This window comes from Dactylosporangium siamense, from assembly GCF_016862795.1.
Classification (GTDB): Bacteria; Actinomycetota; Actinomycetes; order Mycobacteriales; family Micromonosporaceae; genus Dactylosporangium; species Dactylosporangium siamense.
Genome location: NZ_BONQ01000047.1, coordinates 60,107 through 84,431, shown reverse-complemented (window position 1 = coordinate 84,431; position 24,325 = coordinate 60,107). Strand labels below are relative to the sequence as shown.

Here is a 24,325-nt window from a genome sequence, read left to right as displayed (position 1 = left end):
CCGCGATGTCAGGACTCGTACTGCTCCGCGGGGGTGGCGACCGCCTTGGCTTCGACGACGCGCAGGTAGGGGATGCTCTCGGCGTTGACCGGGTCTTTCACGGTGCGGGCGTCGTACACGCCGACGACCTCGAACCACTGCTCCTCGTTCGGGTCGCCGGCGATGCCCGGGGGCAGGTCGCCGCCGAGGGCGACCTTGATCGGCCGCGCGTCGGCGGCGCAGCAGCTGACGATCATCCGGGTGAGGATCGTGGTGCCGTCCGGGCCGGGCATGACGAACCCGGTGAGCTGGACCCGCCGGTCACCGAGCGAGCGGCCCTGGTCGAAGATGGCGCGTGAGGCGTAGTCGAGCAGGCCGATGCGCACCGGATCCCCGGCGGGCAGCGGTGCGAAGTCCGACGGGGCGGTCAGCGCGGTCCCGGTCCGGCCCGCCGCGTAGGAACCCAGCGCCGGCGGTGCGACCAGCAGCAGCCCGAGCGCGGGCAGGAGCAGCAGCCACGCGACCCGGGGACTGTGATGGCCATGGCCGTCCTCGTCGTCGGCGTGCCCATGTTCATGGTCGTGGTCATGGTCATGTCCGTCGGGGGCCGGGCTGCCGGTTCGCATGCCCTGCCAGAGCGCGGCGGCGCCGGTGAGCAGCAGCAGGACGGCCGCGGCGATGAGGAAGCCGCGCAGACCCGGCTTGACGTAGTTGAGGTACTGGTCGGTCACGCTGGCGCGCAGCACCGCGCCGCCGAGGAGCAGCAGGATGACTGCCTGGGCCTGACGGTTCACCAGATCACCGTTCCTACGATCGCTGAGACGGTGACCGCCATGACGAACGTCGCCGGTGCGAACCGCAGGGCGAAGCCGCGGCCGAGGATGCCGGCCTGCATGGCGAACAGCTTGAGGTCGATCATCGGCCCGACGACGAGGAACGCCAGCCTGGCCGTCAGCGAGAACTGGGTCAGCGATGCCGCGACGAACGCGTCGGCCTCCGAGCAGATGGACAGGATGAACGCCAGCAGGCTCAGGGCCAGGATCGCCACGACCGGGTTCGTCGACAGCAGCTGCAGCCACGACTTGGGCACCACGACGGCGACGACGGCCGCGGCGGCGGCACCGACGACCAGGAACCCGCCGGCGTGCAGCACGTCGTGCCGCACCGACGCCCAGAACGCCGGCCACTTCGCGAGGCCGTCCAGGTGCGACCGGGACGGCATCCGCAGCCAGTCGCCCTTGCCGAACGCCTGCCACAGCCAACCCATGAGGCACGCGACGATCAGGGACGTCACCGCGCGGGCGACGACCATCTTCGGCTCGCCGGGAAACGCGACCGCGGTCGACACGAGCACGATCGGGTTGATCGCGGGGGAGGCGAGCAGGAACGCGAACGCGGCTCCCGGCACGACACCGCGGCGGATCAGCGCACCGGCGACCGGCACCGACGCGCACTCGCAGCCGGGCAGCACCACTCCGGCGGCGCCGGCCACAGGCACCGCCAGGGCGGGGTGTTTCGGCAGTGCGCGGGCGAAGAACGACGCCGGGACGAACACCGCGATGATCGCCGACAGCGCCACGCCGAACACCAGGAACGGGATCGCCTGGGTCATGATCGACACGAAGACGGTCATCCACGTCTGCAGCGCCGGCGCGGACAGTGCCCGGGTGATCGGCCCGCGCAGCAGCACCACGACGACGAGCAGGGCGGCGAGCACCTCGACCGACCCGACACGTGGCCTTCGACGAGATACGGGCGGGGTCGGGGTAGGTGGCTGGTCCGTCAACGTCACCAGGCGAGGCTACCGTCGTCCGGCACGACACGGGACCGTCCGATGTACGGCATGCCAGCCGGTGCGGGGCTGATCGGTTGGTACCGTCTGCCGCGTGGAAGCGGTCGGTCGAACCGGGCTCGTGCGTGCCGCCGCAACGGTGGTCGCGTTGCTGCTCGTCGGATGGCTGGTGGTCAGCGGACCACCCCGGCGGGCGCCGCAACCGCAGGCGGGTTCCGCGGCTTCCGCGCCGTCCTTGACGCAGGCATGGCCGAACGCCACCGTCGTCGACCTGCCGGGCGTGCTGCCGGACGGCGCCCCGTACACACCATGGCTGTTTCTGGACGCGTCCACCTCGATCGGCGTCGCGCCCACCCCGGACGGCGCCGCGCAACGCGTCGTCGCGCGCACCGCCGACGGCGTCCGTGAACTGCACCGCGTTGCGAAGGACCGGTACCCGAACTTCCTGGGCTTCACCGGTGCGGGTGACACGGTGTTCTGGGGCGAGTCGGTCGCCGACCCGGCCGAGACCCGGATCTGGCGGGCGTCCGTGCGCGGCGCCGCCCCGACGGCGTCGTTGACGGCTGACACCGGCGAGATCGTCTTCTTCAACTCCCAGTACGACCTCCTCATGCACGACGGCCGGCTGTACTGGGCAGCGGTCGGGGTGTCGGCGGAGCAGCCGGTCACCGAGATCCGGTCGGTGCCCATGTCGGGCGGGCCGACCACCGTCCGGCCGGTCGACGGCGCCTATCAGCTGCTGGTGTGGCCGTGGCTGCACAGCGCCGAGGGCACCGGCACCGGCGCCGGTCAGGGTGGACCGCTGGAGGTGCGCAACCTCGACACCGGCCGGCGCATCACCGTGCCGGCGTCACCGTCGGAGTACATCGGATGCAGCCCCACCTGGTGCCGGTCCATCGTCACCACGGGCACCGACGGCAGCACCCGCTACGACATGATCCGATCGGACGGCTCGGACCGGCGCAGGGTAGGCGGATCCGCCTTCAGCGCGGCCGTCGCCGACGTCGCGTTGCTGGACCGCTTCGAACCGGTCCTGCAGATGACGGGGTCGGCACCCGACACCCGGCAGCGGCTCGTCCTCTACGACCTGACCAACGCCCGGCTCGTCACCGTCGCCGAGAACGTCCGTCAGGTCCTTGCCCGCCAGCGCGTGCTGTGGTGGTCCACCGGCGACCAGCAGCACGAGACCTGGCACAGCCTCGACCTGGGCACACTGACCGGCTGAGCCACACCGCCTGCGCATTCACCATTGCGAATGTATGCACGTCACACCGCTGAAGCTGAATGCTGTCTAGCATCGAGATGGCACAACCTGGCGTCGTCGGTGTGGTGACGTCCGGGGTGGTGGAATTCGGGCGAATCGCTTGACGGTGAAAATGAAAACCGATACGACTAAGGACGTGAAGACTGCGTTCGTGGGCAAGGGCGGCAGCGGGAAGACCACACTCGCCGCGCTCTTCACCCGGTACCTTGCCGAAGACCGTTCGACGGGCGGATCCCCGCCCGCGCTCCTGGCGATCGACGCCGACATCAACCAGCACCTGGCCGTGGCGCTCGGCGCCGACCCGGACGAGGCGGCGATGCTGCCCGCCCTCGGGGACCGGCTGGACGAGATCAAGGAATACCTGCGCGGCGACAACCCGCGGATCCCTTCAGCGGCGGCGATGCTGAAGACCACCCCGCCCGGGGCCGGGTCACGGCTGGTCCGGGTCGAGGAGCACAACCCGCTCTACGCCGGCCTCGTGCACCGGATAGGCCCGGTACGGCTCGCGGTCACCGGACCGTTCGCCGCCGACGACCTCGGCGTCGCCTGCTACCACTCGAAGGTCGGTGCGGTCGAGCTGCTGCTCAACCACATGCTCGACGGCCCGGGGGAGTACGCGGTGGTGGACATGACCGCGGGCGCGGACTCGTTCGCGTCGGGGCTGTTCACCCGGTTCGACCTGACGTTCCTGGTGTGCGAGCCGACGGTGCGCAGCGTCGGCGTGTACCGGCAGTACGTCGGCTACGCCCGCGACCACGGGGTGCGGGTCGCGGTCGTGGGCAACAAGGTCGACGACGCCGACGACGTGACGTTCCTGCGCGAACAGGTCGGCGACGACCTGCTGTGCTGGATCGGCCGGTCCGGCTTCGTCAAGGCCGCCGAACGCGGCCGGCACCTGCAGATCGGCGACCTCGAGGCCGGCAACGCCGAGGCGCTGCGGGTCATGCGCGCGGCGCTGGACGGCTGCGTCAAAGACTGGCGTCGCTACGCGGCGCAAGCCGCTGAGTTCCACACCCGCAACGCTGTCGCGTGGGGCAACGCCCGTGCCGGCGAGGATCTCACCGCCCAGATCGACCCGGACTTCGTCCTGCAGCCGGCGACCGTCGCCGCGCGCTGATTCGTAGAGGAGCAACCGATGTCACTCGACGTCCCCACCGCCCTGCTGGAACGGGCCGAGGTCGGCCCCGTCGACGACGCCGAGTTCGTCGCCTGCGTGCGGGACTCGCTGCCGTATGCGTGGACCGTGATCAGCGGCGTCGTCGGCGACCTGCACGCGTCCGGCGGCGAGTTCGCCGACCACGAGGTACCGCCGCCGAGCGAGGCCGAGCGCGGGCAGCTGCTGCGGGCCCTGGCCAGCGACGCCATCCGCGGCGGCCTGGAGCGCCACTTCGAGGTGAAGCTGGCATTCCAGAACTGCCACCGCGTCGCCGCGTTCACCCCCGCCGCGGTCGGCGGCGAGCGCTACCAGGCGTTCGTGTCCCCGCGCGGTCAGCTGCTCAACCAGTCGCCGGAACTGCGTGACTGCTGAAACGGGCCCGGCCGGCGGGAAGGTGGTTGTCGGCGCCTTCTTGCTGGCCGGACAGTTTCCCGGCGTCGGGCACGGTGATACGCTCCGCACGGCGGTCGCCTACGCGCAGGCGGCGGAGCGGGCCGGCTTCGACGGCGTCTGGCTCGCCGAGCACCACTTCGTCACGTACGGCACCTGCCCGTCGGCCCTCGCCATGGCCGGGTTCATCCTCGGCGGGACGAGCCGACTGCGGGTCGGCACCGCCGCCGCCAACCTGTCCGTCCGGCACCCGGTAGCGCTCGCCGAGGAGGCGGCGCTGCTCGACGCCGTGTCCGGCGGCCGGTTCGACCTCGGTGTCGCCCGCGGCGGCCCGTGGGCCGACCTCGAGGTGTTCGGCACCGGGCTGGACCGCTACGCCCCGGACGCGTTCGCCGAGGCCGTCGACCTGCTGCTCGCCACCTTCACCGGTGCCGGGACCGTGTGCGGCGACGGGCCTAGGTTCCGGTTCCGCGACGTGCCGGTGGTACCGCGGCCGGAGCGCGCCCTGCCCGTCTGGATCGCGGCCACGTCGCCGTCGACCGTCGACCTCGCCGCCGCTCGTGGGCTGCCGCTGCTGCTCGGGATGCACGACACCGACGCCGGCAAGACTGACGTCATCCGCCGCCACGCCCAGGCCGGCGGCGCGCACGGGTCGGCGCACGTGTCGGCACACTTGGCGTACGTCGCGGACAGCACCGAGCGGGCCGAGGGGGTGCTGCGCGCGACGCTGCCCGGCTGGCTCGCCAGGGCGGGTGAACACGTCCGCATCGACGGCACCACCCTGACCAGGAACGTCGCGGACTACGTCGAGCACCTGCTGGCCGTCCACCCGGTCGGACCGCCCGGACGATGCGTCCAGCGGCTCGCCGGCACCCTGGCAGGCACCGGCGCGCGACGGCTGCTGCTGATGGTCGAGGCCGGCGGCACACCCGAACGCACGATCCGCAACATCGAACGCCTCGGCGCCGAGGTGCTCCCGGCCCTGCGCACCGCATGACCGCCTCCGCCGCGGGCATACACTGGACGCCGCCGTGCCGACCGGCTGATGCCGCCGGTCGGCACGGCCGGCACCGGGTTGAGGGGGCGCGCAGTGAGCGACATGTTGGCCGGCACGAGCAGGAACACCCGGCAGCGCAACGAGGTGCTCGCCCTGCTCGACGAGACGACCGACTTCCGCACCCCGCAGCAGCTGCACGCGCTGCTGGTCGAGCGCGGCGCGAAGGTCGGCCTCACCACCGTGTACCGGACGCTGCAACTGCTGCAGGAGGCCGGTGAGGTCGACGTCACCCGGCTGCCGGGCGGCGACCAGCTGTTCCGCAAGTGCGGTCGCGGCCGCCATCACCACCACCTGGTCTGCCGCCACTGCGGCGCCACCGTCGAGGTCGAGGGCCCCACCGTCGAGCGCTGGGCCGACCGGATGGCGGCCGAGCACGGCTTCACCGACGTCGGCCACACGCTGGAGATCTTCGGCACCTGCCGCGCCTGCGCCGCCTGACGGCTGCCGGTTCCACTGCGGCGCCACAGGTGCCGCGCACTCCACGTCCGCCTTGCGGAATGGAAACCATTACGGGTGCCTCGGTGCCTGTCGTGGCGCTGGAATGCGCACATTGCGATACGACGTCTCGTTATCGCAAATGAAAACGAGTACCGTCTGGCTCGTTCGGATCAGACGTGCACTCGAGGAGCAACCGATATGAAGCTGCGATCACTCGCGGTCGCCGCCGCACTCGCCGGCCTTACCGCCGGCCTCGCCGCGTGCGGCGACGGCGGCGGTGCGACCGCCCAACCGGCAAACGCCGCCGGCGCGAAGCTGGCCGTCGTGGCGACCACCACCCAGGTCGCCGACTTCGCCCGCAACATCGGCGGCGACCGGATCGCCGTCACCCAGATCATCAAGCCCAACATCGACCCGCACGACTACGAGCCGACCCCCGCCGACCTCACCGCCATCGGCGCCGCCAAGGTCCTCGTCAAGAACGGCGTCGGCCTGGAGGGCTGGCTCGACGCGACCATCAGCTCCGCCGGGTTCAAGGGCACCACCGTCGACGCCAGCGCCGGCATCAAGATCCGCAAGGGGGAGGGCGACGAGGCCGAGCACGGCGACCCGCACATCTGGCACGACCCGCGTAACGCCAAGCTGATGGTCCAGAGCATCGAGAAGGCGTTCACCGCCGCCGCGCCCGCCGACGCCGGCACGTTCGCGAAGAATCTCGCCGACTACAGCGCCAAGCTCGACCAGCTCGACACCGACATCGCCGCGAAGATCGCCAAACTGCCCGCCGGCGACCGCAAACTCGTCACCAACCACGACGCGTTCGGCTACTACATCGACCGATACCAGCTGCAGTTCGTCGGCTCGATCATCCCCAGCTTCGACACCTCCGCCGAACTGTCCGCCAAGGACGTCGACGACATCGTCGCGAAGATCAAGCAGACCGGCACGAAGGCGGTGTTCTCCGAGAGCTCGCTGCCGCCGAAGACCGCCGAGGCCATCGCCAAGCAGGCCGGCGTCAAGGTCGTCGCCGGCGAGGACGCCCTCTACGGCGACACCCTCGGCCCGGAAGGCTCCGCCGGCGACACCTACCTCAAGATGGAGACCCACAACACCGACACCATCGTGAAGGCCCTCGGTGGCTGACGCCGGCGCCGCGTTGCGCATCGACCGGGCCACCGTCGCCTACGACGGCACCCCCGTCCTCCAGGACGTCAACGCACAGGTGCAGCCCGGCGAGACCGTGGCCCTGATCGGCCCCAACGGCGCCGGCAAATCCACCCTCATCAAGGCCGTCCTGGGTCTGGTACCGGTAGCGTCCGGCACCATCACAGTGCTGGACCGGTCGCCGGTCGCAGCTCGCCGCGACGTCGCCTACGTCCCGCAGGCCGACACCCTCGACCCGGAGTTCCCCATCTCCGTCGCGCAGGTCGTGCTCATGGGCCGCTACCGCCGCGTCGGCTGGCTGCGCCGGCCCGGCCGCACCGACCGGCACATCGCCACCGAGGCCCTCGACCAGGTCGGCCTCGCCGACCGGGCCAAGGCCAGGTTCGGCACCCTCTCCGGTGGACAACGCCAGCGCGTCCTGCTCGCCCGCGCCATCGCCCAGCGACCCAGGCTGCTGCTGCTCGACGAACCGTTCAACGGCGTCGACGCCCTCAGCCAGGACGCGCTGCTGACCGCGATCGCCGCCCTGAAACAGCAGGGTGCCGCCGTCGTCATCAGCACCCACGACCTGACCCTGGCCCACCTGGCCTGCGACACCGCCTGCCTGCTCAACGGCCACATGTACGGGTTCGGGCCGGTCCACGACGTGCTCACCCCCGACCTGCTGCGCGCCACCTACGGCAGCCAGGCCCTGGAGCTGCGCGGTGACCGTGTGATCGTGGCCCGCCCATGAGGAGCCGCCATGCATGCCGTGCTCGTTGAGCCGTTCACCACGCCGTTCATGGGCCGCGCGCTCGTCGAACTGCTGCTGCTCGCCGCGCTCGCCGGCGTCGTGAGCACGTTCGTGCTGATCCGCCGGCTCGGGTTCGTCGCCGACACCATGACCCACACCGTCTTCCCCGGCGTGGTCATCGGGTTCCTCGCCGGCGGCACCGGCGGCGTGTTCCCCGGCGCGCTCGTCGCGGCCGCGGTCACCGCGGCCCTGCTGACGCTGCTCACCAGGTCCCGGCGGGTCACCGACGACACCGCCCTGGCCGTCCTGCTCGCCGCGATGTTCGCCGTCGGCGTCATCCTCGTCTCCCGGCGCAGTTCCTACAGCGCGGACCTCACCGCGTTCCTGTTCGGCCGGCTGCTCGCCGTCACCGCCACCCAGCTCGTCCAGACCGCCGTTGTCGGCGCCGTCGTGCTGCTCACCCTGGCGCTGCTGGCCAAGGAGCTGCGACTGCGCGCGTTCGACCCGCAGAGCGCCGCAGCCACGGGCTACCGCGTGTGGCTGCTGGACCTGCTGCTCAACATGAGCGTCGCGCTCGTCGTCGTCGCGGCGGCGCAGTCCGTCGGCACCATCCTCGTCGTCGCCCTACTCGTCGTCCCCGCCGCGACCGGCCGGCTGCTCTCCGACCGGCTCGCGGTGATCGCCGCCGTCGGTGTCGTCGCCGCAGCCGCCGCCGGCTACACCGGCCTCGTCGTCAGCTACCAGGCGTCCGTGACCTACGGGACGCGCCTGGCCAGCGGCGCCACGGTCGTGCTGGCCCTCGTCGGCCTGTACCTGCTCGCCCTGCTCGTGCCACCGTCGCGCCGACTCGTCGGCCGACTCACTCGCCGCCGGAGGCTCGCCGATGCCGTGGCTTGACGTCGCCTTCAACCGAGCCCTGATCGAGGCGGTCCTGATCGGTGTCGCCACCGGGATGCTCGGCGTCCAAGTCGTGCTGCGGCGCCTGGCGTTCTTCACCATGTCGATGACCCACGCCACCTTCCCCGGCGTCGTCATCGCCGCGGTCGTCGGCATCGACCTCTACCTCGGCGGCGCCACCGCCGGCATCCTCGCCGCGCTCGCCGTCGTCGCGCTGTCCCGCCGCCGCGGCCACGACCCGAGCACCGCGACCGCCGTGGCGCTCGCCGCCGGGTTCGCGCTCGGCGTGGTCCTGCTGTCCGCGCAGCGCGGGTTCACCAAGGACCTGACCGCGTACCTCGTCGGCTCGATCCTCACCGTCACCACCGAAGACCTCGCCGTCGCCGCCGCGGTCACGACCGTCGTCGCCGCAGCATTGAGCCTCGGCCACCGCGCGTTGCTGTTCACCGCGTTCGACCGCGACGGTGCCCGGGCCGCCGGCTACCGCACCACGGCCATCGACCTCGGCCTGCTGCTGCTCATCTCGGCCGTCGTCGTCACCGCCGTACCCGCCGTTGGCACCATCCTCACCCTCGCCCTGGTCGTCGCCCCGGCCGGCGCCGCCCGGCTCTGGACCGACCGGATCGCCACCATGACCGCCATCGCCGTCAGCGTCGCCGTCGCCAGCACCATCGGTGGGCTGCTGCTGTCACGCAGCTGGGACGTCGCCGCCGGCGCCGCGATCAGCCTGATCGCCACCGGCTGCTTCGCCGCCTCGATGCTCGTCGGCCCACGCCACAGCCTGCTCGCCCGATGGCTGCACCGCCGCCACCCCACACCGGACCGGGCGGCGACGTCACCTCAGGAAATCGGAGCGTCGGTTGTCACCCAACCTTGAGCAGACCGCCGACCAGCGCATCGACGGCGCCGCCGGCACAGCGACGCCGGCGCAGTACGACGCCGCGAGCGCACTGTTCCGCGCCCTCGCCGCGCCGCTCCGGCTCGCGATCGTCGAGCTGCTCACCCACCACGACCACCTGCACGTCCACCAGATCGTCGACGCCGTCGGCGCCACCCAGACCCTGGTCTCCCAGCACCTGCGCGTGCTGCGCCAGGCACACGTCGTCCAACGCATCCAGGTAGGACGCGACACCACATACCGGCTCTCGCACCCCGCCGCCCGGCCCATCATCGCCGCCGCCCTGGCCGTCCGCGGCAACTGAGCGTCGCCGGCCCGGATGGGATGCGCTTCCGCTGAAGCGGGTCAAACCGTACTGTGTCGGCAGGCCGAGTGGCGGCCGGTGCTCCTCGGCGGGAGCGTCGACGGCCGCGGCAGCGGGCCCGTGTCGAATAAGGTCGGGTGGTCACGGCGGACCGCCTCGATGGCAGCTGTCATCGTGAGCGAGGAGTCACCGCAGTGAGCAGCAAAACCAAGCGTCGCCCCGCCGTCCCGCAACGCCGGCGCAGCGGCCCGCCCTGGGTCTGGATCGTGCTGGCCCTGGCGGTCGGCGCGCTGCTCGGCGGCCCGATCGGCGCGGCAACCGCCGACCCGCGCTCCGACACGCAACAGGCGATCGACAAGCTCAAGGCCGCCGACGCCAAACGCGACGCCGAGCAGATCGTCGCCCTCACCGAACAGGCACGGCAGGTCCGCGACGCGCTCGCCCCAGTCCTCGAGCAGTTCGCCGCCGCAGTACCGCCCGGCGCCGCCACACCCGGACCCGACGCGACCGCCCAGCAGGTCACCGCGTGGCGCGCCGCCACCACCAAGGCCGTCGCCGGGTTCGACAACCCGCCATCCGCCGGGACCGGCGTCAACATCGCCCGTGGCGGCCTCACCGCCGCCACCCGCACCCTCCACGAGGCCGTCACCGCCTACGAACAGGCACTCACCGCCCCCGCACCCGCGAAAGCCGCCCAACTCGCCCACGCCGGCAAGCTCCGCGACATCGCCGTCGCCACCTGGGCCGTCGGCGGCACCCAGCTCGACCAGCTCAACATCGACGCCGGTCACGGCCACGCCCACGTTTTCCTCCCCGCCGCCCCAGGCCAGGGCGCCATGACCTCCGACGGCTCACCAGAAGGAAAGTAGACAGGACGGTCACCGGGTCGTCAGTGCACCTCACCGACACGGCTGGTCTGCTATCCGCCGGTGGCGCGATGCCACACCTTCAGCGCAGACAGCGACAGCAACAGTGCGAGGCCTGGGATAAGCACGGCATCCGGGACGGCGCCGAGGAGGAGCCCACCAAGGACGGTGCCGGTGATCGAACCGGCGGCCAGGACGGTGACGAGCCGGGCGTGGCGGCGCAGGACGGTGAAGCTACCGTCGCGGCTGTACCGAGCGAACGCGACGAGCATCGTAGGCAGCGACACGGCCAGAGAGAGGCTCCCGGCGGTCTTGATGTCGGCGCCGTACAGCAGCACGATCGTCGGAATGAGCAGCTCACCGCCGGCAACGCCCATGATCGCGGCGACCACGCCGATGCCGAACCCGGCGGTCACGCCAGCGGCGAGGACCGCAACGGGAGGCAGGGCGACATGGTGCAGTGTGCCGGTGTGGTTGCCAAGCAGCGCGGCGGCGATGAGGATGAGCAGCGCGGCCAAGACCCGGTAGAGGGTGGCGGTACGCATCCGGGTGGCCCACGTGGCTCCGGCCCAGGCGCCGGCGAGGCTGCCGAGCAGCAGGTTCGCCACGACGTCCCAGTACGGCAGCAGCGTGGCGGGCGGCACGGCGACCAGCCGGGTGGGCAGCGCAGTGACGACGACGACCAGGCTCAGCGCCTTGTTGACGATCACGGCCTGCAACGCGACGAACCCGAACACCGCGATCAGCAACGGCAGCCGGAACTCCGCACCACCGAGGCCGATCAACCCGCCGAGAACTCCGACCGCAGTGCCGGCGGCAAAGGCCAGCAGCAACGAAGACCGAACGGTCGGGCGGTCCGCCGCCTCGGAGGTCTGCACCGGATCGACCCTAGTTTCCCGGCCCGTTGATCGGCCAGCGCGCTCGTCCGGGAAGCTGCGAACCTGAAATCGCCGCCAACAGTCCAGCGTTACAACGAGTTCGGGCTTGCGGAGATCCGCAGGAGTGCGACGTGGGCGCGTCCAAACCGACGCTAGACCACCCGACGACCGTCGATGGGCTGTGCGAGCGGGTGCGGCCGGCCGGTCATCGCGGCGAGGGCGGTGGCGACGGCTTGGAGGTCGGCGCGGATGTACGTGGTGGTGGCCGGTCCGGTGGTGTCGGTGTGGCCGGCGTAGGCGCGGGCGACGCCATAGCCGAAATGCCGTTCGACCCAGGTCAGGGTGGTGTGGCGCAGCCAATGGGTCGAGATGCCCTGGGTGGCGACCCAGGGCAGGTGGGCGCCGATGCGGCGCCAGAGCTCGTCGTAGCGGCGGCCGGTCAAGGCGTTGCCGTTACGGTAGCGCAGCAGCGGATCGGTGGGCAGGACCGCGCCGCGGACGGCGGCGTGCTGGGTGAGGCTGGTGGCGAGGTCGAGGCTGATCGGTTGCCAGCGCATCGTGCCGCCCTTCTCGCGCAGCAGCCGCAGCAGGCCGTGGTCAGCGTGCAGGTCCTGCAGCCGCAACCCCAGGGCGCCGCCGCGCCGGCAGGCGGTTTCGGTGTGCAGTCGCAGCAGCAGCGCGTCCAGGATCGTGTCGTTGCCGGTGGTGCGGGCGACCAGATTGATCTCAGTCAGCTCGGCCGGTGTGAGCGCCCGCCGGGTGGTGGGGAGCCGTCAGGGTTTGCGGATCCGGTGGGCCGGACTGTCCGCGGCCTGAGCGGCTTCGGATGGTGGTTCGCCTCCGGCCAATTCCCTGCCGGCTGGGCGCTCGAACAGCTTCGAGCACTCCTGAGGAGCGGTGGTGCCGTGTCGAGCGCCGGCAGCCAAGTGGCGGAAAGGCTCGCGAACCTGTGCAGCGAAAACCTGGCTGAGGTTGTCGCGGTCACCGCTCAGCTCATTGACGCACCGAACGAGCCGTGGTTTCTCACGGGCTCGCGACAGGAACTCACCGACGTGCTGAGCGCAGGGGTTGCATCGACAGATGCGCACACAGGGATGCTGGCGACAGACACCGTGAACCGGCTGGTGGCGCGCGGATTCGGGACGTTCGAGAACCTGCTCAAGCCGAGTCTGCGGTTGACACCGCATCCGATGACGACTCCATTGGCAGTGACCTAGGTTGATGATCATGGCTCGCGGGCCATCGAGTCGTTGGCTACTCGTCCGCTAACCTGGTTTGGGTGATGCGGTGGCCGGTCGGCACAGCGAGGTTGGCGTCCGGTCCCTACTGGACCGGACGGCTGCGATCCGATCGTTCCACCGCCATCGAACTTGCAGCGGATGCTGATCGTTGATTCGCTTCACTCGCCACCGTTCGGTGGGCGCAGTGCGGAGTTCCGCTATGCCAGTGGCATGGAGGACGAAGCGCTGACCCGGCGCGACGTCCTCGGCCGGCTAGCAGTCGCTGGCCGCCGCGGCGGCGCGGTATCGGGGCGGGCGGCGACACTGGCCTGAGCGCCACCGCTGCCCCCGACCATGGCGAACCCAGTGACCTGCCAACGGAGGCGGCCGTCGCGGGTGCTGGTCTCCGCGGCCGTAGATTGGGTTGGGTGGGCAAGGGGTGTGCCGTAACTTGATGGCGGTCGTCGGGGGTTTGCCCATGGTCGGTGAGTGCGATCGACGGAGGTGTCCATGGCGGATGGCTGGGAGCATCTGCTGCGAGATGCCGCGCTGGCCGCAGGTGGTGTCACGAGGTATCAGCCAGCGACGCGGAGCGGTGGGCAGTGAGCGCGATTCGCTGGGATCGGCTGGACCCGGCCACCATCGAACATGCCATCCAGATGTTGCTCGTCGACCTGTACGACGGGGCCCGGCCGATCGACGGCCGCGGTGGCGACGGCGGCCGTGACGTGCGGTGGGACAGCACGGACGGCCTCGTCATCTTTGAGATCAAGTCGTTCGCGGTCCGGCTCACGAAAACGCAGCGCCGCGAGGTGGAACGATCGCTCGCGCAAGCCATCAATCACAGCCCGGCGTGCTGGGTGCTGGTGCTGCCGCTGGACCACTCGCCAGCAGAGGAAACCTGGTTCGACGACCTGCAGCGCGACCACCCAGACGTCAAGCTGGTCTGGCGCGGGCTGCAGTGGCTCAACGGCCACCTCGGCACTCGGGAGCATCTGCGCCGTTTCGTTGAAGGCGAAAGCTACGAACTGCTCACCCTGGCCCAGCAGTTCGGCATGGAACAGGCCGTTATCACCACCGTCGATGACCTCGTCGAGCGAGTTGCTCGGCTGCGCGACCGCGGCCAAGCCCTCACCCCGCACCGGCTCGACTTCGCGACCACCGCTGACGGCGTCATGCTCAACCTGACGTCCCAGTTGCCCACCGATCAACTCGACCCTGACTCGCTCGACGAACTCTTCACGTTCCCTGCAGACGACCCGTCAGCGACGGCGGTCCGACAGCAACTGACCGATGTCCTCGACTACGGCGGCGACATCACCGTTGACGGCAGATACCTGCGGCCGGACGCGGACCTGCGGGCCTCCAGCATCGGCGAGCTGTTTCAGCTCAGCGGCCCCACCGGACAGCTGCAGATCACCACCCGCACCGTAATGACCGGGCCGCCGCCGACGTACCAGCTAGTGCTTGTCGCGGCCACCGGGACGGTCAAGCACCGCCTCGGCATGTTCCCCCAGCAACCCCCGACGATCGGACGGCGTGGGCTGCGAGTCACAGTGGGCGACCCTGCCGCGTTGTTCACCGCTGTTCTGCAGGCCGACCGACCGGAGCTCGGTGGTGCTGTCCGTGCCCACCTGACCGGTAGGGCAGCCGGCAAGTATCCGTACGCCATCAGTGGCGCCTACGAGGTCTTCCGTCAAGCCGAGTCGACTGACCGGCTCGAACTGCGGGTCAACGACCGCCGGCTTGGCAGTCCGTTCGTCGTCACCGAAGCGCGTATGGTGGACCTCATCGCCAGCGCCCGACATGCCGCCGACATCATCGCTGCACTCGAACGGGTCCAGGCGCATACCGGACAGCAGTTCCCGATCCCAGACGAGATCCCGCCGGACGAAGCGGCAGACCTCCTCGACGCGGTCCGCCTCCTCGATGGTGAAGAGATCCGGACCGACAAGAACGCGGTGCTGCTCACCGTGCGCAGCGACAGGCTCGCCGATTTTGTCGCCATGCACGAAACGCTGCCGCCTGGCGGAATGCTGATGGAACCTGCCAATTACATCGTGTACTGCGGCGGGCGCACCCTCGACCTCGGCAACGTCACGATCCGTGCCCCACGCCTTAGCCTGGCCAACCTGCCGGAGCTCCGCGCTGCAGTCGGCGGTACCGACGACGCCGTCGCGCGGTATGTCTGCACCGACGACGAAGGCATCTACGCCGGTCGGCCCGCCAATACCTGACGCGCACGACGCCGAACCCAATGTCCGCGCACGTCCGGAGTTCGGTGGGCCGAGGACGGCGACGGCGAATTCGTCCCCGCCGAGCCGACCGCCGGTGTCGCAAGGTGTACCTGATCTACATCACAAGGTAGGACCTCGGGCATGCCCTCCGAGCCGGAGCTGCCGTTGTTGGGCAGCAGCTCCGGCTCAGTGCTTTCGTCGATCCACCGGCGACGGGCGCGCCCCACGCTGTGCCAGGCCGGACCCGTTCGTTGAAGTCGAGCTGATCCGGCAGCGGGCTACGGCGCGGCTCTGGGTGGCTGCCGGAGTCGAAGGCCCGGCTTTCGACGGTGCCGATGGCCGGCTACAGCTGATAGCGCCGAGGCTGTATCAGACCGGCCAACGGAGATTCGATCAGGCAGCGACTGGTTGCGCCGCGACCGTGGGGGCGGGACGCTGGCTGCGTTCGGTGAGGTAGCCGAACAGCAGGCCGAGGGTGGCCCAGGTGACCGCTTGTGTGCCGAGTGAGGCGAGCCGGAACTGCCACAGCAGGATCGGGGAGAAGCTCTCCGGCACCTCGTTGATCGAGGGCAGCAGCGCTATCGCGGTGCCGACCACCACGGCGGCGCCGACGGTAGCGGCGATCGTCGCGTTCCAGGTGCCGAGCCGCGGCTGCAGCGACCGGGCGACGACGACCACGCCGATGACGGCGGCGACGCCGATGACGAGCATCAGGAAGTACAGGCCGGTCCGCTGCCCGAGAGTGTCGGGGTTACCGGTCGCCGGCGGGTTCGCCGGGTACTTCAGAAACGGCACCAGCGCCACCCCGACGAAACCGGCGACGGCGACGAGCCCGGCGGTGGCGCGGGCGCTGAGTCTGCCGATGCGGCCGGCGGCGATCGCGACGGTGATGGCGAACAGGCCGCCGAGCGCGATGCCGTAGACGACCGAGGCGGTGAGCAGGCCGATGGTGCTCTGCACGCCGCGGCTGACGAGCTCGTGCTCGTGCTCACCGGCGGGCAGCGGAGTGGCGTGCGCCTCCTCGAAGGCGATCGCGTCGCCGATCGGGCCCTCACCGAAGAAATACGCGAACACGAACGCAGCGATACCGGCGACGACGCCGACGAACATGCCGCGGATGAGCAGGGTACGGGCGTTCAACATGATCGGCGTCCCTCTCAGTGGCAGAGGAAGCCGAGCAGGTGCCGGCCGTCGTGGACGAACTCGTGCACGGTCTCGCCGGCGAACACGGCGGTGATGCCCTGCTCGGCGCCGACGAAGTACAGCAGTACGACGGCGATGACGGCGCCGAAGAGTGCCCACGGCAGGATCTGCCGGAACGGGATCGGGGCGGGTGCGGTGCCCGGAGCGGGCAGCGCGGAAATGGTTGCCATGAGGCAGCCTCCTGCGGGATTACGCGTCCCATCGAGTGGTGTCGTGACGGTCGCCGGGTCTGACTTCCACCGCTCGCGGTGGTCACAGTGGCGCGACCGTGCCGGGCTTGCACCGGCTTCCGTTTGACCGTCACGTGTCGCCGGGGACGCTACGGTCGGCGTACCGGCGTGTCAATCAATGTGCCGAGCGGCACTCGAGTCGCGATGGGCGGCGTCAGGATGCCGCGGTGACCGGTGCCGTGTCGGGTGTGCGGGCGAGGCGACGCACGTACCACAACGAGAACCCGGTCAGGCCCAGCGCGCCGGCGAACGAGGCGAGGTGGATCCATGGGGTGGAGATCGGGACGAAGCCGATGACCGCCACCGGGATCTGTACGACCGCGACGAGGGCCAGCAGGAGCCGTTTGTGGGCCGCGCCCCACAGCATCGCCGTCCACAGCGGGGCGGTGACGACCGCGAGGGTCAGGCCGTCGAGGAGCGTGTGCAGCCACACGTTGTGGACCGCGTTGTGGGCGAACGCCGATGCTGGGGTGGCGATCAGCACCAGGCCGGTCGAAGCCACCAGGAGGAACAGGGCACGTCGCATGACGACCTCCTACCGAGCAATTGGTAGTCGAGTCTTCACGGTACGCAGCCGAAAGGGCGGGTGGGAACCCCCATGAGCGTGAATGAAACAGCTGCGCTGGCATCGACGGTCGTTCAATGGTCCGCGTCCCTTTGGGTCCCCGGCGAGGACGGCGAAGTTGCGGCCTCGCCGGGAACCAGGGGGTTACGCGCCGGCGGGTGCCGGTGAGGTGGGGACCGGGGTGTTGCGGCGGCGGCGCCGGATCAGGCCGGCGACGAGGTCGATGATGAGGAACGCGACGAGGGTGACGCCGAAGGCGGGCAGTGCCCAGCCAAGGGCGGCGGTGACGAGGATGCCGATGATGAGCAGCGGCCAGCGGAGTTTGCGCCAGGCGCCGCGGGCGGGTGGGGCGCCGACGGGGGCCTGCCGGGTGCCGCGGGTGGGGCGGCGCTGCCACCACATGCGGTAGCCCCAGAAGATGACGCAGAGCAGGCCGATGGCGAGCGCGGCGAGCAGCAGCTGGTTGGCCAGGCCGAACAGGTAGCCCATGTGGGCCTGGATGCCGAGCGCGGACAGTTTGGCGAGGAACGGCCAGTCGGCGTAGTTCACGCGGTGCAGGACGGTGCCGGCGACCGGGTCGACGGCGATCTTGTCGAAGTGGACGGGCCAGACGTTGTCGTTCTGCACGACCGACCAGGCGGCGCCTTCTTCGGCGGGGGCGCTGATCTCGATCGGGCCGGTGATGCCGTTGGTGCGGGCGATGTGCAGGACGTTGTCGACCTGGGCGGGGTCGCCGGCGGCTGCTGCGCCGCCTTCGCTGTGGTGTCCGCCGCCGGTGGCGGGTGCGGCGCCGGCGGGCGCGCCGCTGGTGTCGAGCGCGGGTCGTTCGGACTTGAGGGAGGCGAGGGCCTTGTCGAAGTTGGCGCCGGCGTGGTCGGACCAGGTGAGGCCGGTCGCGGAGAGGAAGAGCAGGCCGACGATGAGCCAGACGCCGGTGGCGCCGTGCATGCCGCGGGTGCGGCGTACGCCCTTGGCGGCGGCGGTGTCATAGAGCAGGGTGGCCTCGACGCGGCTGCGGCGCTTCTCACCGCGGATGCGCCACTGCCGGTTGCACCACAGGATCAGCCCGCCGAGGGCGACGATCCACAGCCAGCTGGCGGCGGTCTCGGAGTAGAGCACGCCGATGTCGTCGAGGTGCAGATGCCGGTGGAAGTCGTCGAGCCAGGTCGTCAGTGGGGTGGACCCCCACCAGGTGACCAGGGTGCCGCGGATTTCCCCGGTGTACGGGTCGACGTACACCGTCTCCTGCTTCTCGCCGAGTTCGGGCACCATGAACACGACCTTGGTGGTCGCGTCGGGTGCCCCGGCGGGGATGACGGAGGAGAACGTGCCGGTCGGGTGGGCAGCGATTGCGGCGTTCACCTGCTCGGACAGCGGCTTCGGCAGACCCGGGCCGACCTTGGCGACGTGCAGTTCCTTGTCGTAGACGATACCGTCGAGCTGGGGGGTGAACACGAACAGCAGCCCGGTGAGCGCGGCGATCACGAGCAGCGGCGCGACGAGGACACCGGCGTAGAAGTGCAGCCGCAGCAGCAGCGGCACCACCGAGAGCGACCGGGCCGGCTGGGTGCCGGGCCGCGCGCCGGGTTGTGCGGCGGGCTCCTCGGTCGGGGGTGATACGTCGGTGGCGATGGACATCGGGAACCTCCGGGGCGGACGACGGTTCAGGGCGAAACGGACGTGTGGCACCCGCAGACGTCCTTGGCTGACGCGCCCACGAGCATGTAGTCGTCCGGAACGGCCGCCGAGTTCCCGGCAGTTCGAAGATTCTTCAGCGCTGCTCCGCAGCCTCGGCGGCGCGGCGCAGAAAGTCGTTGTACCGGGCGTGTTCCTCGTCCCCGTTGCGGTCGGCCCGGCGTTGCTCGCGTTCGTCGGCGCGGATCCACCGCACGACGAGCAGGATGAGGATGGCGACGGCGGGGATCTCGCCGAAAGCCCACGCGAGGCCGGCGCCGACGCGCTGGTCGGCGAGGAGACCGCCAGCCCATGCGGGGTGCACGGCGGTGTACCAGTCGGCGGCGATGACCGTGCGGGACTGCATGAGCGCGACGCCGAGGAACGCGTGGAACGCCATCCCGGCGAGGTGTGCCAGGACCAGGACGGGTGGTGGGACCGGTCGGCGGCCGGGGTCGACGCCGATGAGGACCCAGAAGAACAGGTATCCGGTCAGCACGAAGTGGGTCAGCATGGCGAGGTGCCCGAGGTGGTACCGCATGACCACGCCGAGCAGGTCGCTGAAGTACAGCCCGTACAGGCTCACGACGTAGAGGGCGAGCGCGACGACGGGATGTGAGAGCAGGCGGAGGATGCGGCTGTGCAGGGCGAGCAGCAGCCAGTCGCGGGCGCCGCGGACCGCCGGGTCGGCCGGTGGGCGCAGGGTGCGTAGTGCAAGGGTGGCCGGGGCGCCGCCGACGAGCAGGATCGGCACCACCATCGCGAGGACCAGGTGCTGGGCCATGTGCGCGCTGAACAGCACGTAGGCGTAACGGGCGAACCCGCCGACGGTGAAGAACGCCAGCAGCACCACCCCGCCGAGCCAGCTCACCGTGCGGCTCACCGGCCAGTGGTGCCCGGCGCGGCGCAGCCGCCACACCCCGACCAGGTAGCCGGCGGCTGCCAGTACCGACACCGCGATGAAGAACCCGTCCAGCAGCGGCGGCCAGAAAACCCGGGCGGCGCTGATCGGCGCCGGGGCGGTGAAGCCGAGCAGGTCGGTGACGGCGTCGGTGTCGACCGGGTCGGTCGGCACGGGCGTCGGCGTGCGGGACAGCGCAACGGCGAGGCCGACGGTGGCGGCGAAGACGAGCAGCTCACCCGCCGCGAGCCGGCGGAAGGAGAAGAAGGCGCGGCGGCGCTGCACCGCACCGAACACCCCGACGACCAGCAGCGCGGCGACCTTGCCGAGGAGCAGCAGGCCGTAGCGGGAGCGCCACAGCTCGTCGAGGGCGCCGAGGCGGACGGCGGCGTTGGCGAGGCCGCTCACCGCGACCGCTATCCAGCAGCCGAGGGCGAGCCGGCTGTACCCGCGCACGGCGATGCTCAGGACAGGGTCGGAGCGGAGGGTGAGCAGGGCGCCGAGCCCACCGACCCACAGCGCGGCGGCGAGCATGTGCACCGCGAGGCTCGTCACGGCGAGCTGGTGATCGCCGGCACCGGCCGAGTGCCCGGTCAACGCGGGCGGGACCGCTGCGGCGCAGGCGATGATGGCAATCACTGCGGCGCCGGTACGGGTGAGCACGAGCCGTCCTCCGACGGCCACGATTGCGGCCAGGACGGCCTGGGTGAGGGCGGACTGGCCGAGGTTCACCGACCACGCGAGGCTGCGGACACCGTCGAACGTCAGGTCCGACACCGGCCGGCCGAGCAGGTCCGAGAGGGTGAGCGGCAGCGTGAGCAGGGCGGCGACGGCCCACCCGGCGGCCCACCAGGAGGCGCGGCGCAGCATCCGGTAGCCGGCCGGGCCGAGCAGCTGGCCGGCGCCGTGCCGGCCGCCGCCGTCTGGGCCGGCTTTGAGGCTGGGCAGCAGGAACGCGGCGGTCACGCACCAGCCGACGGTCGCGACGCAGCCGATGTCGACGGCCGTGCGGATCAGCGGCAGGCCCCATGTGGTGAGTGCGCCCGCGTCGGGCAGCCCGGCGATGCTGCGGCCGGTGATCCCACCGCCCCACCGCAGCGCGACGACGAGGGTAGCCAGCAGCGCGATCACGCTGCTGGCGAGGATCAGGGGCTTGCGGACCTTTCGGGTCAGGTCGATATAAGTCATAGTTTTCGGTGCACTACCGTGAGCATCAACCAGGTAGTCGGTCCGAGAACCTCGAAAGTTCCCGCCATTGCTGAGAGGACCCACCCGTCATGCGTCTCGCCCACCTGGCCCGCGCCGGTGCTGCCCTGACCGCGCTCGCCGTCGCGGTTTTCGCGTTCCCCGCTGCGGCGTCTGCGCACGTGACCGTCAACCCGAACACCGCGACCCAGGGCGGCTACACGAAGGTCACCTTCCGGGTCCCGAACGAGAAGGACGACGCGAGCACCACGAAGCTGGAGATCGCGATCCCGACCGACAAGCCGATCGCGTCGGTGTCGCTCAAGCCCGTCGCGGGCTGGACCGCCGTCACCGAGAACAGCAAGCTCGCCACGCCGATCAAAACCGACGACGGTGAGATCACCGAGGCGATCTCGAAGATCACGTGGACGGCGTCGGCGGGTTCGGAGATCAAACCGCACACGTTCCAGGAGTTCGACGTCTCGCTCGGCCCGCTGCCGACCGCGGACCAGATCGTGTTCAAGGCGCTGCAGACGTACTCCAACGGTGAGGTCGTGCGCTGGATCGACGAGCCCGCCGCGGGCGCGGAGGCCGAGCACCCCGCCCCGGTGCTGAAGCTCACGAAGAAGACCGACGCCGCCGCCACCGCGACCGCCGGCGCGAACACGGCGGCGCAGGACGCGGCCGCCACCGCCAACGACGACGACGCGACCGACGGCACCGCGATCACCCTAGGTGTGATCGGGCTGCTCCTCGGCGCTGCCGCGCTGTTCGTCGGCATCCTCGCCTACCGCCGGGCGGGCCGCACCACCTGATCTGCCGGGAACTTCGGCACGGGCGGCACCGACTACCTGGTGTGCTGCCGCATGAGGACCGATGCCGGGTGCGCCGCCGTTCGCCGCGGCGGACACCCGCCGGTCACCGCTGCGGGCCTGCCGTCCGACATGCCGAGGGTACGGCGGTCCACGTGATGGCGCTCCGGACCCGGAGCGCGCCGGTCACCCGGCGTTCCCACCGCGTGCTGGTGCTGCTCGCGGCGGTCGTCGTCGCGCTGGGTGCGGTCCTCGCGGTGTCCCGGACCCACGCCGCGGCCGCCTGCCCCACGCGGGCGGCCGTGACGATGCAGGACGACGGCCACGTGCTGCGGGTCCGTCTGGAGCAGCAGGGGCCGGGCCGCGTCTTCGCCCGCCTGTGCACCACGGAGCCCGTGCAGGCCTGGACGGCGACGGCCACGCGGGCGGGGGAGAGCGTCACGTTCGCGGTGCTGGCCGTCGGCGAACACACCGCGGGTGGCCGCCACCGTCCTGCCGCCTGGCTTCGCCTGGACGCTCACGTTCCGGCTGCGGACCCGGACCAGCGCGGCGCCGGTGATGACGACGCCGCTGCGCACATGACGTCAGGCCGCCTCGTACAGGTCCGCCGTGCTCGCGGTCGCGTGGCCCTGGATCAGCCGCAGCTTCGGTGGCGCGACGGGATCCGGGAGCGGCTGCTGGGCGAGGCGCCAGCGCGGCTTCAGTCCGCTGCTGGGCGGGGTGCCCGGGTCGAGGCGCGGGTGGCACAGTGCCAGGACGATCAGGTAGCCGGCGAGGACGAAGCCGTGGCTGGCGAGCCGGATCTGCTGCACCTGACCGGCGATCATGTCGTTGACGCTGAGCAGCGCGAGGAGCGCGACGAACGCGGACAGGATCGGCAGCGCCCCGGTCGGCCGGCGGCGGCTCCAGGCGCTGAACGCGAACCCGGCGCCGACCGCGACGTTCCAGGCTGCCGACTCGTGCCACAGGTGCCCGGCCGTCGCACCCGCCGCGGCGGCAGCGTGGACGTGGTCGGCCGCGGCGTTGCGGGCCACCTGGGCCATGCCGAGCAGGAACTGCGCGGCGCCGAGCGTGCCCAGCGCCACCCGCAGGACGTTGCGGACCCTCGGCAGGACCGGCCGGAACCGGTCCAGCAGCGCCGCGACGTCGAGCTTCGAGGTCGCCGTGACCGGCTGGACCCGGACCATCCGGGTCACCGCCAGGGCGTCGCGCTGCCACGTCTGGCAGGCGTTGCACCGGCGCAGGTGCGCGTCGGTCTCGGCGGCCGGGACCGGTTCGTCCTCGCCGTCGAGCCGGGCCGACAGTGCTTCCTGGTACTGGTCGCATCCCACACACCGATAGTCGTCCTGGAACCCCGGATGGTTCCACCGGAAAGTGGCTGCGGGTACGGTGACTCGCTATGAGCGCCGCGAGCCCGGACGAACCGGACGAACTGACCGCGTGCCTGCTTGCCGCGCGTGCCGGTGACCGGGCGGCCGCGGCGGCGTTCGTCCGCGCGACGCAGCCCGAGATCCGCCGGCTCGCCGGGGCGGTCGTCGGTCCGGAGCACGCGGACGACGTCACGCAGGACGTGTTTCTGCGTGCGTTCCGGTCGCTGCCGCAGTTCGCCGCTCGGTCAGCGGCCCGGACCTGGCTGCTGACCATCGCCCGGCGCGCCTGCGTCGACCACATCCGCGCGCTGGTGCGCAGCCGGCGGGTGGACGCGGTGGTTGACCTCGAGCTGCGGCCGGCGCCGGTGCCCGACCCCGGCAGCGCCCACGCGACGAACGACCTCGTGCGGCGGCTGCCGCACGATCAGCGGGTCGCGTTCACGCTGACCCAGGTCCTCGGCCTGTCCTACGCGGAGGCCGCCGAGGTCGAGGGCGTGCCGATCGGCACCATCCGGTCCAGGGTGGCCCGGGCGCGGGCCGACCTGGTGGCCGCGCACCGCGCCGCGCAGGCGAGCTGACTCCGGTTCAGCGCACGACGAGCTGGACCAGCAGCAGGTGCGCGCCGTGCGTCTCGATCTCGAACACACCCGTGGTGTCGGCGCGGAACTCCAGCGTCGCCGCCTGGCCCGGGTTCAGGGTGAGCTTGCGGTCATAGCCGTGCACGTGCAGTTCGTCCGGTACGTCGGATGTCACGGTGAGGGTGATCGCGCTGCCCTTGCCGACCTCCACCCGCTGCACCGGCGGGTCGGCCTTGCCGGCGGTGACCCTTGCGGTGATCGTCCGGTCCTGCACGGCGGCGCCGTCGTCGGTGCCGCCTCCCCGGTACAGCAGGGCGACGACGACACCGGCGACGAGGAGGACGGCGACGGCGGCGATCCGGGTGACGGTGTCCCGGGAACGGGCGGGTGCGGCGGTAGCGGGCACGGCGGGTTCCTCACGCGAGCACGGCAAAGGACTGCGGCTCCGAGGTGCGCCGACACCACTGAGCTGCTTGTCCGTGCAGGCCGCCGCGCCGGGTTACGGACGCGGCCAGCGTACCGGCGTCGCGTCCC

Annotated in this window: 27 protein-coding genes; 16 read left to right on the top strand and 11 right to left on the bottom strand. The window is 71.2% G+C overall.

Annotated elements, in window-relative coordinates:
- Positions 1–8: 8 nt before the first annotated feature.
- Both Dsi01nite_RS15035 and Dsi01nite_RS15030 read right to left on the bottom strand, forming a co-directional pair.
- Positions 9–773, bottom strand: coding sequence for a TIGR03943 family putative permease subunit (locus Dsi01nite_RS15035; protein ID WP_203846746.1), 765 nt, complete (start codon positions 771–773; stop codon positions 9–11).
- Positions 770–1,771: a permease gene (locus Dsi01nite_RS15030; RefSeq protein ID WP_203846745.1), complete on the bottom strand. Its 1,002-nt coding sequence runs from the start codon at positions 1,769–1,771 to the stop codon at positions 770–772. The genes Dsi01nite_RS15035 and Dsi01nite_RS15030 overlap by 4 nt, the downstream gene beginning before the upstream one ends.
- Positions 1,772–1,865: 94 nt before the next feature.
- Here Dsi01nite_RS15030 and Dsi01nite_RS15025 point away from each other — a divergent pair, with 94 nt between their 5' ends.
- From Dsi01nite_RS15025 to Dsi01nite_RS14975, 11 genes are all read left to right on the top strand, one after another.
- Positions 1,866–2,996 carry a hypothetical protein gene (locus Dsi01nite_RS15025; RefSeq protein ID WP_203846744.1) on the top strand — a complete coding sequence of 377 codons (1,131 nt, stop codon included), beginning with the start codon at positions 1,866–1,868 and terminating at the stop codon, positions 2,994–2,996.
- A 175-nt stretch (positions 2,997–3,171) separates the two neighbouring features.
- Positions 3,172–4,152 carry an ATP-binding protein gene (locus Dsi01nite_RS15020; protein ID WP_203846743.1) on the top strand — a complete coding sequence of 327 codons (981 nt, stop codon included), beginning with the start codon at positions 3,172–3,174 and terminating at the stop codon, positions 4,150–4,152.
- A gap of 18 nt (positions 4,153–4,170) precedes the next feature.
- Positions 4,171–4,563: an SCO5389 family protein gene (locus Dsi01nite_RS15015; protein ID WP_203846742.1), complete on the top strand. Its 393-nt coding sequence runs from the start codon at positions 4,171–4,173 to the stop codon at positions 4,561–4,563.
- The gene (locus Dsi01nite_RS15010; RefSeq protein WP_239135902.1) at positions 4,553–5,578 is read left to right on the top strand and encodes an LLM class flavin-dependent oxidoreductase; all 1,026 of its coding nucleotides are present in this window, start codon (positions 4,553–4,555) and stop codon (positions 5,576–5,578) included. Before Dsi01nite_RS15015 ends, Dsi01nite_RS15010 begins: the two co-directional genes overlap by 11 nt.
- Before the next feature lie 102 nt (positions 5,579–5,680).
- Positions 5,681–6,076: a Fur family transcriptional regulator gene (locus Dsi01nite_RS15005; protein ID WP_203846790.1), complete on the top strand. Its 396-nt coding sequence runs from the start codon at positions 5,681–5,683 to the stop codon at positions 6,074–6,076.
- Positions 6,077–6,274: 198 nt separating this feature from the next.
- Entirely contained in the window at positions 6,275–7,219 is a 945-nt protein-coding gene (locus tag Dsi01nite_RS15000) for a metal ABC transporter substrate-binding protein (protein ID WP_203846741.1), read from the top strand.
- Positions 7,212–7,973: a metal ABC transporter ATP-binding protein gene (locus Dsi01nite_RS14995; RefSeq protein WP_239135901.1), complete on the top strand. Its 762-nt coding sequence runs from the start codon at positions 7,212–7,214 to the stop codon at positions 7,971–7,973. The genes Dsi01nite_RS15000 and Dsi01nite_RS14995 overlap by 8 nt, the downstream gene beginning before the upstream one ends.
- Positions 7,974–7,982: 9 nt before the next feature.
- Positions 7,983–8,870, top strand: coding sequence for a metal ABC transporter permease (locus Dsi01nite_RS14990; RefSeq protein ID WP_203846740.1), 888 nt, complete (start codon positions 7,983–7,985; stop codon positions 8,868–8,870).
- Entirely contained in the window at positions 8,857–9,747 is an 891-nt protein-coding gene (locus tag Dsi01nite_RS14985) for a metal ABC transporter permease (RefSeq protein WP_203846739.1), read from the top strand. The genes Dsi01nite_RS14990 and Dsi01nite_RS14985 overlap by 14 nt, the downstream gene beginning before the upstream one ends.
- Entirely contained in the window at positions 9,731–10,072 is a 342-nt protein-coding gene (locus Dsi01nite_RS14980) for an ArsR/SmtB family transcription factor (RefSeq protein WP_203846738.1), read from the top strand. The genes Dsi01nite_RS14985 and Dsi01nite_RS14980 overlap by 17 nt, the downstream gene beginning before the upstream one ends.
- 194 nt (positions 10,073–10,266) lie before the next feature.
- On the top strand, positions 10,267–10,941 hold the full coding sequence (locus Dsi01nite_RS14975; protein WP_203846737.1) for a hypothetical protein: 675 nt from the start codon (positions 10,267–10,269) through the stop codon (positions 10,939–10,941).
- 50 nt (positions 10,942–10,991) lie between these two features.
- Here the strand turns inward: Dsi01nite_RS14975 and Dsi01nite_RS14970 are convergent, their stop codons facing one another.
- Together Dsi01nite_RS14970 and Dsi01nite_RS57295 are read right to left on the bottom strand one after the other, a co-directional pair.
- On the bottom strand, positions 10,992–11,816 hold the full coding sequence (locus Dsi01nite_RS14970; RefSeq protein ID WP_203846736.1) for a TSUP family transporter: 825 nt from the start codon (positions 11,814–11,816) through the stop codon (positions 10,992–10,994).
- Positions 11,817–11,968: 152 nt separating this feature from the next.
- Positions 11,969–12,505: a tyrosine-type recombinase/integrase gene (locus Dsi01nite_RS57295; RefSeq protein WP_239135908.1), complete on the bottom strand. Its 537-nt coding sequence runs from the start codon at positions 12,503–12,505 to the stop codon at positions 11,969–11,971.
- Here Dsi01nite_RS57295 and Dsi01nite_RS57290 point away from each other — a divergent pair.
- The 3 genes from Dsi01nite_RS57290 to Dsi01nite_RS14955 all read left to right on the top strand — a co-directional run bounded on the left by Dsi01nite_RS57290 (position 12,419) and on the right by Dsi01nite_RS14955 (position 15,273).
- On the top strand, positions 12,419–13,033 hold the full coding sequence (locus Dsi01nite_RS57290) for a hypothetical protein (protein WP_239135900.1): 615 nt from the start codon (positions 12,419–12,421) through the stop codon (positions 13,031–13,033). The two genes, Dsi01nite_RS57295 and Dsi01nite_RS57290, sit on opposite strands and share 87 nt — an antisense overlap.
- A 162-nt stretch (positions 13,034–13,195) precedes the next feature.
- Positions 13,196–13,369, top strand: coding sequence for a hypothetical protein (locus Dsi01nite_RS14960; protein WP_203846735.1), 174 nt, complete (start codon positions 13,196–13,198; stop codon positions 13,367–13,369).
- 269 nt (positions 13,370–13,638) lie between these two features.
- Positions 13,639–15,273 carry a hypothetical protein gene (locus Dsi01nite_RS14955; protein ID WP_203846734.1) on the top strand — a complete coding sequence of 545 codons (1,635 nt, stop codon included), beginning with the start codon at positions 13,639–13,641 and terminating at the stop codon, positions 15,271–15,273.
- A 393-nt stretch (positions 15,274–15,666) separates the two neighbouring features.
- Here Dsi01nite_RS14955 and Dsi01nite_RS14950 read toward each other — a convergent pair whose 3' ends face one another.
- The 5 genes from Dsi01nite_RS14950 to Dsi01nite_RS14930 form a co-directional block, all read right to left on the bottom strand.
- The gene (locus tag Dsi01nite_RS14950) at positions 15,667–16,416 is read right to left on the bottom strand and encodes a CbtA family protein (protein ID WP_203846733.1); all 750 of its coding nucleotides are present in this window, start codon (positions 16,414–16,416) and stop codon (positions 15,667–15,669) included.
- Between the two features lie 14 nt (positions 16,417–16,430).
- Positions 16,431–16,646 carry a CbtB-domain containing protein gene (locus Dsi01nite_RS14945; RefSeq protein WP_203846732.1) on the bottom strand — a complete coding sequence of 72 codons (216 nt, stop codon included), beginning with the start codon at positions 16,644–16,646 and terminating at the stop codon, positions 16,431–16,433.
- 214 nt (positions 16,647–16,860) lie between these two features.
- Positions 16,861–17,232, bottom strand: coding sequence for a hypothetical protein (locus tag Dsi01nite_RS14940; RefSeq protein WP_203846731.1), 372 nt, complete (start codon positions 17,230–17,232; stop codon positions 16,861–16,863).
- Between the two features lie 183 nt (positions 17,233–17,415).
- A complete protein-coding gene (locus Dsi01nite_RS14935; RefSeq protein ID WP_203846730.1) occupies positions 17,416–18,909 on the bottom strand; it encodes a PepSY-associated TM helix domain-containing protein in 1,494 nt (497 codons plus the stop codon).
- Positions 18,910–19,042: 133 nt separating this feature from the next.
- A complete protein-coding gene (locus Dsi01nite_RS14930) occupies positions 19,043–21,034 on the bottom strand; it encodes a bifunctional copper resistance protein CopD/cytochrome c oxidase assembly protein (RefSeq protein WP_203846729.1) in 1,992 nt (663 codons plus the stop codon).
- An 89-nt stretch (positions 21,035–21,123) separates the two neighbouring features.
- Between Dsi01nite_RS14930 and Dsi01nite_RS14925 the strand changes: the two genes are divergently transcribed.
- A complete protein-coding gene (locus Dsi01nite_RS14925) occupies positions 21,124–21,846 on the top strand; it encodes a YcnI family protein (RefSeq protein WP_203846728.1) in 723 nt (240 codons plus the stop codon).
- 581 nt (positions 21,847–22,427) lie between these two features.
- On the opposite strand, the gene Dsi01nite_RS14920 is transcribed toward Dsi01nite_RS14925, so the two are convergent.
- A complete protein-coding gene (locus Dsi01nite_RS14920) occupies positions 22,428–23,174 on the bottom strand; it encodes a zf-HC2 domain-containing protein (protein ID WP_203846727.1) in 747 nt (248 codons plus the stop codon).
- Positions 23,175–23,242: 68 nt separating this feature from the next.
- Between Dsi01nite_RS14920 and Dsi01nite_RS14915 the strand changes: the two genes are divergently transcribed.
- Positions 23,243–23,791: a sigma-70 family RNA polymerase sigma factor gene (locus tag Dsi01nite_RS14915; protein WP_203846726.1), complete on the top strand. Its 549-nt coding sequence runs from the start codon at positions 23,243–23,245 to the stop codon at positions 23,789–23,791.
- A 7-nt stretch (positions 23,792–23,798) separates the two neighbouring features.
- On the opposite strand, the gene Dsi01nite_RS14910 is transcribed toward Dsi01nite_RS14915, so the two are convergent.
- Entirely contained in the window at positions 23,799–24,197 is a 399-nt protein-coding gene (locus tag Dsi01nite_RS14910) for a cupredoxin domain-containing protein (RefSeq protein ID WP_203846725.1), read from the bottom strand.
- Positions 24,198–24,325: the final 128 nt, after the last annotated feature.

Coding starts and splice junctions, on each gene's coding strand:
- Dsi01nite_RS15005 (WP_203846790.1), top strand. CDS start 5,681: ATGTTGGCCGGCACGAGCAGGAACACCCGGCAGCGCAACGAGGTGCTC.
- Dsi01nite_RS14990 (WP_203846740.1), top strand. CDS start 7,983: ATGCATGCCGTGCTCGTTGAGCCGTTCACCACGCCGTTCATGGGCCGC.
- Dsi01nite_RS14935 (WP_203846730.1), bottom strand. CDS start 18,909: ATGTCCATCGCCACCGACGTATCACCCCCGACCGAGGAGCCCGCCGCA.
- Dsi01nite_RS14940 (WP_203846731.1), bottom strand. CDS start 17,232: ATGCGACGTGCCCTGTTCCTCCTGGTGGCTTCGACCGGCCTGGTGCTG.
- Dsi01nite_RS15000 (WP_203846741.1), top strand. CDS start 6,275: ATGAAGCTGCGATCACTCGCGGTCGCCGCCGCACTCGCCGGCCTTACC.
- Dsi01nite_RS15015 (WP_203846742.1), top strand. CDS start 4,171: ATGTCACTCGACGTCCCCACCGCCCTGCTGGAACGGGCCGAGGTCGGC.
- Dsi01nite_RS14930 (WP_203846729.1), bottom strand. CDS start 21,034: ATGACTTATATCGACCTGACCCGAAAGGTCCGCAAGCCCCTGATCCTC.
- Dsi01nite_RS14960 (WP_203846735.1), top strand. CDS start 13,196: ATGCTGATCGTTGATTCGCTTCACTCGCCACCGTTCGGTGGGCGCAGT.
- Dsi01nite_RS14925 (WP_203846728.1), top strand. CDS start 21,124: ATGCGTCTCGCCCACCTGGCCCGCGCCGGTGCTGCCCTGACCGCGCTC.
- Dsi01nite_RS14985 (WP_203846739.1), top strand. CDS start 8,857: ATGCCGTGGCTTGACGTCGCCTTCAACCGAGCCCTGATCGAGGCGGTC.
- Dsi01nite_RS14950 (WP_203846733.1), bottom strand. CDS start 16,416: ATGTTGAACGCCCGTACCCTGCTCATCCGCGGCATGTTCGTCGGCGTC.
- Dsi01nite_RS14915 (WP_203846726.1), top strand. CDS start 23,243: ATGAGCGCCGCGAGCCCGGACGAACCGGACGAACTGACCGCGTGCCTG.
- Dsi01nite_RS14945 (WP_203846732.1), bottom strand. CDS start 16,646: ATGGCAACCATTTCCGCGCTGCCCGCTCCGGGCACCGCACCCGCCCCG.